Raw genomic sequence first — 10,143 nt, 5'->3', positions numbered from 1 at the left:
TTTATATATTTGACAGATACGGAAAACTGTTAAAGCAATTGAGTCCAGACGGAAGCGGTTGGGACGGAACGTTTAATGGTAATTTAATGCCAACCAGTGACTACTGGTTTACAGTAGAATACGACGAACCAACAACAGATATACGTAAAGAATTTAAAGCCCATTTTACCTTGAAACGATAAGTGTAAGATTATAATTATATATTATAAAAAAAGCCTAAACATTACTGTTTAGGCTTTTTTTATCTATTATTAAATTAATTTATAAGACTTTAATAGGTTATGTGGTTTCATAATAATTATTGTACTGCTCTTTAAAATTGACAAAATAAGTTTCTTGTTTTATATAGTAGCATATTAAATTAAGTAGTTGTGAAAGAAGAGCCTGTAAAAGTTTTAAAACAGACTTCTATTTAAATTAATGGAATTTATTTTTTATAATAATTAAAAGAAATTGTTCTAAATTATAGTAATAAAAAAAGCCAGAGAATTTAAGTTCTCTGGCTGTAATTTGTGATTTTTTAAATCTTACTTAGATTTTAAATCTAAGTGTCAATATAAAATTTGAATATTTTGATTGTATAGAAGCTGTATCTGTCAAACCAACATTATAAAGTTGGTGATTAATATCTCTTTCTGATTGACTATAAGCTACATCTAAGTTAAAATTACCAAAGTTATAACCTAAACCTAAAGAATACCCATTTAAGTCACCATAGAATTCAGTGTTTTTATATGGGCTTTCTTCAAAGTGATAACCTCCTCTAAAACTCACCTGCTTATATCTATATTCACCACCTAATTTATAAGAAGTAGAAGATGCTAATTCATTGTTAATTTCATTATTTAAACCTGAAAAATAAATATCACTAATAGGTTTAAATTTTGAATTGGTATAATCTTTTACCGCATAGTCAAAGCTTAATAGGCCACTTTTACCAAATATATAAGCTATACTACCTGTTACTTTTCCAGGAGTTTGTAGTTTATACTCTTCATAAATATTAATAATGCTGCTAATATAATTTATTTCTGGGTCGGCATTATTAGAATCTATTCCTTGTGTTAATTCATCACTTATTCTATACCATGTTGGAGAATTATAAGAAAGCCCAACCCGTAAATCTTTTGTGATTTTAGCAATTGTTCCAAGTTGAAAAGAGAATCCACTACCAGTTGTAAGTAAAAGATTTTCAAAAGCTATATTATTCACAATTGACCCACTATTGGAATTTGTTTCTCTTAATCTTGTTAATTTTTCATAGTTAATAAAGTGACTATTTAAATTAATGCCAAAAAATAATTTGTCATCATAATCTGCGGCAAAATTAAATGCAAGTTTGCCATTGTAACCATTAGATGCGTACAGGTAGTTTTGATTAAAATTTCCAGGTGCTACGTTAGATAGATAGTTAGTTTCATCATTATTAGTATCATCATCTAAATTTTCTGGATCTAAAATTCCAGACCAATATCCCAAAAATGCTTGTTGAATTCCATATCCATTTTGTAACGATCCTATATCTGCATAAGCTTCCTCAATAAATTCACCTGGTAGTAATTTCAACGTTTCAAAGCGTATATCACCGTTATTTGCATAATTTAAAAAATAACTATCAATTGAATTTGTATTAGTACCATTGGCTACCCATTCATCATTAAAATCTGCAGAGCGATCATACGCAATACTCAATGTGAATTTTTTCCATTTAGAATCAGGATTTACGTTTTTAAAAACAAAAGCAGCACCTAATTGATTTAAATCTACATTTGTATCGGAAGATGAATTTTGTCCGTTAAAATAATTAATGTCGTTTTTTTTATTAAAGGCTCCTATGGATAGAGATGCTTCACTATTAGTATAAATTGCAGAACCAGCTGGATTAATATTAATACTAGATAAGTCTCCACCTAATGCTCCAAATGCACCACTCATAGCTCTAAAACGAGCTGTGCCTTGTATGTCATCCATAGAATATCTAACTGCATCAGTTATGTCCTGCGCTAAAATATAGTATGAGCTAAATAAGCCTATGCTTATTAACATAAGTAATTTTTTCATAAGTATTTTTTTTAAATTTGGAATTAAACTTAAGTCTATCCTCTTCCTCTTCGGCTACTACTAGATGAGCTACTGCGACTGCTTCCACTAGATCGAGAACTTGAAGATGATGATCTTGTACTACTAGAAGAAGAACTGCTGCTTCTTGAGGACCTAGTTGTAGTCCTAGTTGACCGTGAATTGCTTGAAGGTGATGACGACCTCACACTACCACTCCTTGAAGTTGATCTTATTGATCTAGTTCCTGGTTGTGATGTTCTGGTACTTGTTCTTGAGGACCTTGTAGTATTTGGTCTCATTGTTCTCGATGTTCCAACTGATCTTGATGACGTGTTAGAACTTCTAATACCTGTGTTTCGAGTTCTACTCGTTGTATTATTAGATAATCTTCTTGTAGAATAATTTCTATTTGATAAAGCAGAGTTACTTCTTCTGCTCAGGTTGTTGTTATATAATAGTCCTCTCCTAGAGTTACTGTAAGCATATCTACTTCTATTTCCATAGTAGCCGTAGCCCAAGTTATAGTGATTATATCCATAGCCGTAGTTCCATGGTGAGTAAAATCCAAATCCTAAACCATAGCCATAACCGCCATAAGCCCAATGGTTATTCCAACCCCAATTATTCCAGCCCCAACGATTCCATCGCCAAGGACTTCCCCAATTATAATAGCCATATCCAAAACCTCCATTCCAAATCCATGGGTCATTCCAGCCCATCCATCCATTATCAATATAGTTGATGGTTACAGAATTGCTGTTTTGTCCCCATCCACCGTAAGGCGTTTGTTGTTCTAATGAGTCTTGGGCAGTTTCTACATAATTGCTTTCGTAAGAGTCAATATCCGTAAATATTTCACTTTCTTCTGCAATTGCATCCAATTCTGCAGAGTTTTCCGCAAAATAGTTTTTATAATAGTTAGAATTATTAGTTGATGTCGTTACAACAGGTTCTTCAGTTTCATATTCTTCAGTAGAATAGATGCCATCATTATCGTATCCGGCATACTGAAACGAACCACAAGAAGTTAACACGGCTGTTAAACCGAGCGCAACAAAAAATGGCAATTTTCGGGTAATAATAGTATTAAATTGCATATCTCTTTTATTTTATTGTTGAACATAGCAAAAATAGTTAGTTTTGCTTAACTATTTTATACATTTAACATAAACACAAATTTTGTGCCAAAACACTAAAAATGAGTAAAAATCTTACTAGTAGAGCCGAAGATTATTCAAAATGGTATAATGAATTGGTTGTGAAAGCCGATTTAGCCGAAAATTCTGCCGTTAGAGGCTGCATGGTTATTAAGCCTTATGGTTATGCTATTTGGGAAAAAATGCAAGCTGAATTAGATAGAATGTTTAAAGAAACAGGACATCAAAATGCTTATTTTCCATTATTTGTTCCAAAGAGTTTATTTGAAGCAGAAGAGAAAAATGCGGAAGGTTTTGCCAAAGAATGCGCTGTTGTTACCCATTACAGGTTGCAAAATGATCCTGATAATGAAGGTAAGTTGAGAGTTGATCCTGAGGCTAAACTAGAAGAAGAACTTGTGGTAAGACCTACGAGTGAAGCCATAATCTGGAATACTTACAAAGGTTGGATTCAAAGTTACAGAGATTTACCTATTTTGGTAAACCAATGGGCTAATGTAGTGCGTTGGGAGATGCGTACACGATTATTTTTACGTACCGCAGAATTTTTATGGCAAGAAGGACACACGGCTCATGCAACAAAGGCAGAAGCATTGGTTGAAGCGGAACAAATGAATAATGTTTACGCAGATTTTGCGGAAAACTTTATGGCTATTCCGGTTATACAGGGTGTAAAAACCGAAAGTGAGCGTTTTGCTGGTGCTGTAGAAACCTATTGTATAGAAGCATTAATGCAAGATGGTAAGGCATTGCAAGCAGGTACTTCTCATTTTTTGGGTCAGAATTTTGCTAAAGCATTCGACGTTAAGTTTACTAATAATGAAGGCAAGTTAGATTATGTTTGGGCTACATCTTGGGGAGTTTCTACACGTTTAATGGGAGCGTTGATAATGACGCATAGTGACGATAAAGGATTGGTGTTACCACCTAATTTAGCACCTTCACAGGTTGTTATTGTGCCAATATATAAGAACGACGAGCAATTTGAAGCAATAACAAAAAAAGCTGAAAACATTATTAAAGAGCTGAAAGTTTTGGGTGTGAGTTGTAAATTTGATAAAAGAACAACACATAGACCTGGAGCAAAATTTGCACAACACGAATTACAAGGCGTGCCGTTAAGAATTGCAATAGGTCCTAAAGATTTAGAAAATAATACTATTGAATTAGCGAGGCGTGACACCTTAACTAAGGAAATTGTAGATATGGAAGGCTTACCAATAAAAATTAAGGAGCTTTTAGAAGTTATTCAAAATGATTTGTTTAAAAAAGCATTTAACTTTAGGGAAAACCATATTACTGAAGTGGATGATTTTGAAACTTTTAAAAAGGTATTAGAAACTAAAACTGGTTTTATTTCTGCTCATTGGGACGGTACATCAGAGACTGAACAAAAGATAAAGGAGTTAACAAAGGCAACAATACGTTGTATTCCTTTAGATAGTAAAATTGAGGATAGTGTCTGTGTTTACAGTGGAAAACCATCAAAACAACGAGTACTTTTTGCAAAGGCGTATTAAAAATTTTAAAAAAAATTAATTAGGTGTTGCAGAATTTAAAAATAGTTGTATTTTTGCATCCGCAATGGAAACGTTGTAGGTTCATTTAAATAATAAAATAACCAAAATGGCCCGTTCGTCTATCGGCTAGGACGCATGGTTTTCATCCATGTAAGAGGGGTTCGATTCCCCTACGGGCTACAACTTTAATAAAGAATAAAATAATGGCAAATCATAAGTCAGCATTAAAAAGAATTAGAAGTAACGAGAAAAGACGTGTACTTAATAAGTATCAACACAAAACTACTCGTAATGCTATAAAAGCATTGCGTGAAATTACTGATGCTAAAGAAGCACAAAAAATGTTACCTTCAGTTATTAGTATGTTAGATAAGTTAGCAAAGAAAAACGTTATTCATGCTAATAAGGCTGGTAATTTAAAATCAAAATTAACTAAACATGTGGCTTCAATATAAATTGTAGTTGCATTTATAGATATTAAAGGGTCTTTCCAAAAGGAAAGACTTTTTTGTTTTTTAATATTTTGATTTACTTAAAGATATAGCGAAGTAATTAATCTAGATTATCTACGTTTTATAACTTTTTTAAGATTGATTATATGAAAAATATTACTTTTGTTATCGGAATAATAAATCATCACAACTTAAATGATTGAGGTTATAACTGAACAATCGGTTTGGAACGCTGCTATAAAACAAGTAGAACACTATGATTTTTATCACACATATTGTTATCACGATTTATCTAGAAAAGCAAATGAAACGCCTATATTAATAAAATATAAGGACGAAAACTCATTGGTGTTATTGCCATTGCTAGTTAGAGAAATTGAAAATACAGAGTATAAAGATGCGACATCTGTTTATGGTTATGCAGGTGTACTTTTGTTGTCAGATAATAAATGTTTTGAAAATGAATCTTTTAAAAAAGAATTAAATCAGTATTTCTTAGACCATAAAATTGTATCTGTATTCTCAAGGTTACACCCATATTTAAATCATCAGGAAGAAGTTTTAAATGGGTTAGGCTATATTAGTAACCCAGGAGAAGTTGTATATATCAATTTGTCAGAACCATTAGATATTCAACGACAGCGATATTCTAGTCGCTTAAAAACACATGTAAATAAAGCTTCTAGATTATGTACTATAATAGAAGGAGAAACAGAAGCACATTTAAGAGCTTTTATGGATATCTACTATGAGAACATGAGTAGGGTTAATGCTAATGATAGTTATTTTTTTGATGAGAGCTATTTTATTAAGCTCATGAAAAATCAAGAATGTAATGTTGATTTATCTTTGGCGATTTGTAATGAAACTCAAGCAATAATTGCAGGAGCAATATTTATTAAAACAGATAATATTGTTCAATACCATCTCTCTGGTATAAAAGAAGCTTATTTGGATTTAAACCCTATTAAGTTGGTAATTGATAATATGCGAGTTAAAGCCACCAAAGAAGGATTTAAATTTTTAAACCTTGGTGGAGGTAGATCTAGTAAACAAGATTCTTTGTTTAGTTTTAAATCTAGTTTCTCAAAGAATTATAAACCCTTTAAACTTTGGAAATATATAATTAACAAAGAAGTCTATGATAACCTAACTAAACAGCATTTAGCTAATAGTTGTGATGAAGACATTGAAATAGGTGAATTTTTTCCTGCTTATAGAAGTGTTATGTCTAACTAGTTTAAAATATACAATGCAAAATCCATTTTCGACTTCTATTTTTAAATCTATTTGGTTAAAACATTTTAATTCTAAAAAGGCTAAGGTTAAATCATTTAATTTTATAAGTGGTTTAGATTTTTTGAAAAATGGTAATAAGCTATTTTATTATAATGTTGGTAAAACTCACACTAAAGGGCTAAATTATAAAATCAATTCAACCGAAGATGTCTCTTTAAATAATAAAGCAGTTGTAATATATGATGTACCGACTTATTTTGAAGTAGATACAACCGAATTAGGAAGCAAAATTAAACTTCTAAAGTCTAAGCAGTATCCTGGTTATTTAATAGAAACGGGCAAGTATGAAAGTCTTAAAGATTACATGCTTGAAAATTTTAGTAAAAACAGTAGAAATAAAAACAATAAATTTAAAAGACGTCTAGAAGATTCGTTCAATATTAGATATCAAATGTTCATTGGAGAGATGTCTAAATCCGAATATGATTTTATTTTTAAGTCATTTAAAGAGTTATTAGAAAAAAGGTTTGCTGATAAACAAATTACAAACAATAATTTAGAAGATCAAGAATGGTCTTTTTATTATGACGTTGCTTATCCTTTAATTTTAGAAAAAAAGGCATCATTATTTGTTATTTATGATAACGAAAAACCAATTGGAGTTACATTATGTTATTTTTCTGAAGATATTCTTTTTGATGCTATAACAGTTTTTGATATTGACTATTTTAAATTTCATTTAGGCTCAGTAACTATAATGAAATTAATAGAATGGTGTATTGATAATGAAATAAGAATTCTTGACTTTTCTAAAGGTTATTTTGAGTATAAAACACGTTGGTGTACAAAACAATATGACTTTGAATATCATATTTATTATGATAGTAAATCGGAAAAATCTAAATTGTTAGCAAATTCAATTAAACGTTTATACGATATTAAACAACGATTGAGGGAGAAAAACATAAATGATAGATTACACAAGTTAACTTATAAACTTAAGAATAAAGAAGAGGTAAAAACAGAAAAATTAGTTTATAAATTTGAAGAAGCAGTTTTAAATGAAACAGAACAAAATTTAAAACCAATTAACTTTGAATTGCCAGAAAACAAAACGCTTAAACTAATGGTTTTTGAATATTTATACCTTTATCTCGAAAATTATAATAACATTCAATTGTTTGAAATGAACAATGAAACCAATAGTTATTTAATAAAAGGAAAACAAAAATCTTTTATTGCTACTGCAGTTTAAAATTAACCAACCTAAACTCTCAAAGTGCTATTTAATTCATTACAGTTTTTAATTTTTTTACCAATAGTGTATGTGCTCTATTGGTTTGTGTTTAAAAAAAATCTTAAATATCAGAATATACTTGTAATTATAGCGAGTTATGTTTTTTATGGTTGGTGGGATTGGAGATTCCTTTTTCTCATATTATTTAGCACCATATTAGATTTTTATCTAGGTCAAAAAATTTATAAGGATAGAGACAATACAAAGAGAGCTAGATATTGGTTGTGGCTAAGTGTCTTTTTTAATATTGGTTTGCTAGGCTTTTTTAAGTATTACAATTTTTTCGTTGATTCTTTCATAGAAATGTTTTTAGCTATGGGATATGAAATGAAAAGTACTTGGACGTTAAGAATAATTTTACCAGTTGGAATTTCTTTTTATACGTTTCAAACAATGTCTTATTCCTTTGATATTTATTATAAAAAACTAAAACCAACAAAAGATTTTGCTGCTTTCGCGGCATTCGTAGCATTTTTTCCACAATTAGTGGCTGGCCCAATAGAGAGAGCTTCAAACTTATTAAGTCAAATAACCACAAAACGTTATTTTAAATATAACCAAGCAACAGATGGATTAAAACTTATACTTTGGGGTTTTTTTAAAAAACTTGTAATTGCAGATTCCTTAGCTCCAATAGTAGATGATATATTTGCAAATTATGGTACCTACCCAGCTTCTACGTTAATTCTCGGAGTTTGTTTATTTAGCTTTCAATTATATGGTGACTTCAGTGGATATTCTGATATTGCAATAGGAACATCAAAATTGTTTGGTATAGAACTTCTTTCTAATTTTAGATTTCCTTACTTTTCTAGGAATATTGCGGAGTTTTGGAAACGATGGCATATTTCCCTCTCAAATTGGTTTAAATATTACCTTTATATCCCTTTGGGTGGCTCTAAAGGTAGCCGCTTAAAATCCATGAGAAATGTTGTTATAATATTCTTGGTAAGCGGACTTTGGCATGGTGCAAATTGGACGTTTGTATTTTGGGGTGCAGTACATTCATTAATGTATATACCGGTTTTCTTATTGAATAGCAATCGCAAATACCTTAATACAAGTATAGCAGAGAACTCTTTATTTCCATCATTAAAAGAGATTGTTCAGGTATTAATTACGTTTTTATTAGTTACTTTTTCTTATATATTCTTTAGGTCTCTTACTATTACAGAAGCCTTTAATTATATTTCTCAAATAACAACAGACTTTAGATATGAAGCATATTCACATCCAATGGGATACAGAATGGTAGATTATTACATACTGATTGCTATTTTTATAATTTACGAGTATATAATACGTAAAGACGAACGTAGGCCTTTTAATTTTAAAAACCCAGTAGTGAGATTTTTAATTTATGCATTAATTATTATGAGTACATTATTGTTTTATGATGATGGTGTTAATCGATCATTTATATATTTTCAATTTTAAATGAGATGAAAAAGTTAATATTAAAATCAATAGTATATGTTTTTCTAATTCTTCTATTTATTGAAGCATCAATTAGATTGTTTCATTTATATACAGAAGATCCTCCTCGTTTTATTGATGATTTAGGAGTAGAAAAACGTGTGCCAGGTCATACAGGTTATGCAGTAACAGGTAATAGAAATCAAAATTATTCTAAATTTAATATTAACAAATCGGGTTTTAACTCTTATCGCGAGTATACACCAACAGCCAATAAGTTTGAAATTGCAATAGTAGGAGACTCTTTTATTGAAGGATTTCACCAAGATTATTTTGATTCTACCGGAAAAAAAATTGAAAACCTGATTCCTAATTCCGAAGTTTATGAATATGGATACTCTGGCTATGATTTTGCCAACCAAATGCATTTAATAGATGCATATAAAAATGACTTCGATTTAATAGATGAGATTGTAATTTACCTCAATTACAAAGACGATTTAGATCGTGGCATTTATGAGCCTAATCACGATAGAATAAAAATGTTGTCATCTACACCATTTAAAATTAGAGACAATATAAAGATTTTGGCGTATGGTCTCAAAATCGGAATATTTGAACCATTACAGAAATTAATTAGTGGGAAAAAATCAAATGAGCCAAAAAAAATAAAGGAGAATAAAGAACAAGAGGCAATTGATCTACAAAAACAAAAAGTTAAGGATTTAGAGCTTTTAGAAAATTTTAAAAGTTTAATAAAGCAATATGGTTTTGATAAATCTAAAACTTCCTTGTTATTAGACTCTAGCAAAACCAGTGAATTATTTTTAGATTTCTGTAGTGACAATAATATAGATATTATAGATTTTCATAAAAATTTTGAGGACTCTAAAACATCGCCAACATTGATATATGATGAGCACTGGAACAATCATGGACGCGATATCATTGCTAAAACAATTAGTGATTATATAAAAGCAAAGCGAGACTAAATTAGCCTT

9 protein-coding genes and 1 tRNA gene are annotated in these 10,143 nt (G+C 30.2%); 8 read left to right on the top strand and 2 right to left on the bottom strand.

The features are described from left to right. A partial coding sequence (locus tag HNV10_RS15730) for a T9SS type B sorting domain-containing protein (protein ID WP_173300995.1) occupies nucleotides 1-182 on the top strand: 182 nt, incomplete at its 5' end. 349 nt (nucleotides 183-531) lie between these two features. Here HNV10_RS15730 and HNV10_RS15725 read toward each other — a convergent pair. Both HNV10_RS15725 and HNV10_RS15720 read right to left on the bottom strand, forming a co-directional pair. Next, the gene (locus HNV10_RS15725; protein ID WP_173302350.1) at nucleotides 532-2,061 is read right to left on the bottom strand and encodes an OmpP1/FadL family transporter; all 1,530 of its coding nucleotides are present in this window, start codon (nucleotides 2,059-2,061) and stop codon (nucleotides 532-534) included. Between the two features lie 35 nt (nucleotides 2,062-2,096). Further along, entirely contained in the window at nucleotides 2,097-3,158 is a 1,062-nt protein-coding gene (locus HNV10_RS15720; RefSeq protein ID WP_173302349.1) for a hypothetical protein, read from the bottom strand. A 101-nt stretch (nucleotides 3,159-3,259) separates the two neighbouring features. Between HNV10_RS15720 and proS the strand changes: the two genes are divergently transcribed. From proS to HNV10_RS15685, 7 genes are all read left to right on the top strand, one after another. Next, nucleotides 3,260-4,738 carry a proline--tRNA ligase gene (proS, locus tag HNV10_RS15715; protein WP_173302348.1) on the top strand — a complete coding sequence of 493 codons (1,479 nt, stop codon included), beginning with the start codon at nucleotides 3,260-3,262 and terminating at the stop codon, nucleotides 4,736-4,738. Between the two features lie 108 nt (nucleotides 4,739-4,846). Further along, nucleotides 4,847-4,918 (top strand) — tRNA-Glu (locus tag HNV10_RS15710). A 23-nt stretch (nucleotides 4,919-4,941) separates the two neighbouring features. Next, nucleotides 4,942-5,193, top strand: a complete 252-nt coding sequence (rpsT, locus tag HNV10_RS15705) for a 30S ribosomal protein S20 (protein ID WP_173302347.1) — start codon at nucleotides 4,942-4,944, stop codon at nucleotides 5,191-5,193. Between the two features lie 192 nt (nucleotides 5,194-5,385). Then, a complete protein-coding gene (locus HNV10_RS15700; RefSeq protein WP_173302346.1) occupies nucleotides 5,386-6,429 on the top strand; it encodes a peptidoglycan bridge formation glycyltransferase FemA/FemB family protein in 1,044 nt (347 codons plus the stop codon). A 13-nt stretch (nucleotides 6,430-6,442) separates the two neighbouring features. Further along, nucleotides 6,443-7,684 carry a GNAT family N-acetyltransferase gene (locus HNV10_RS15695; RefSeq protein ID WP_173302345.1) on the top strand — a complete coding sequence of 414 codons (1,242 nt, stop codon included), beginning with the start codon at nucleotides 6,443-6,445 and terminating at the stop codon, nucleotides 7,682-7,684. Between the two features lie 345 nt (nucleotides 7,685-8,029). Further along, on the top strand, nucleotides 8,030-9,163 hold the full coding sequence (locus tag HNV10_RS15690; protein WP_317166905.1) for an MBOAT family O-acyltransferase: 1,134 nt from the start codon (nucleotides 8,030-8,032) through the stop codon (nucleotides 9,161-9,163). A 5-nt stretch (nucleotides 9,164-9,168) separates the two neighbouring features. Next, entirely contained in the window at nucleotides 9,169-10,134 is a 966-nt protein-coding gene (locus HNV10_RS15685) for a hypothetical protein (protein ID WP_173302343.1), read from the top strand. Nucleotides 10,135-10,143 lie beyond the last annotated feature (9 nt).

The organism is Winogradskyella litoriviva (genome assembly GCF_013249065.1).
Lineage (GTDB): Bacteria > Bacteroidota > Bacteroidia > Flavobacteriales > Flavobacteriaceae > Winogradskyella > Winogradskyella litoriviva.
Note: the sequence above shows the minus strand (reverse complement) of the source record. Positions and strands in the feature narration are given on the sequence as shown.

Coding starts and splice junctions, on each gene's coding strand:
- HNV10_RS15695 (WP_173302345.1), top strand. CDS start 6,443: ATGCAAAATCCATTTTCGACTTCTATTTTTAAATCTATTTGGTTAAAA.
- HNV10_RS15720 (WP_173302349.1), bottom strand. CDS start 3,158: ATGCAATTTAATACTATTATTACCCGAAAATTGCCATTTTTTGTTGCG.
- proS (WP_173302348.1), top strand. CDS start 3,260: ATGAGTAAAAATCTTACTAGTAGAGCCGAAGATTATTCAAAATGGTAT.
- HNV10_RS15700 (WP_173302346.1), top strand. CDS start 5,386: ATGATTGAGGTTATAACTGAACAATCGGTTTGGAACGCTGCTATAAAA.
- HNV10_RS15725 (WP_173302350.1), bottom strand. CDS start 2,061: ATGAAAAAATTACTTATGTTAATAAGCATAGGCTTATTTAGCTCATAC.
- HNV10_RS15685 (WP_173302343.1), top strand. CDS start 9,169: ATGAAAAAGTTAATATTAAAATCAATAGTATATGTTTTTCTAATTCTT.
- rpsT (WP_173302347.1), top strand. CDS start 4,942: ATGGCAAATCATAAGTCAGCATTAAAAAGAATTAGAAGTAACGAGAAA.
- HNV10_RS15690 (WP_317166905.1), top strand. CDS start 8,030: ATGTTTTTAGCTATGGGATATGAAATGAAAAGTACTTGGACGTTAAGA.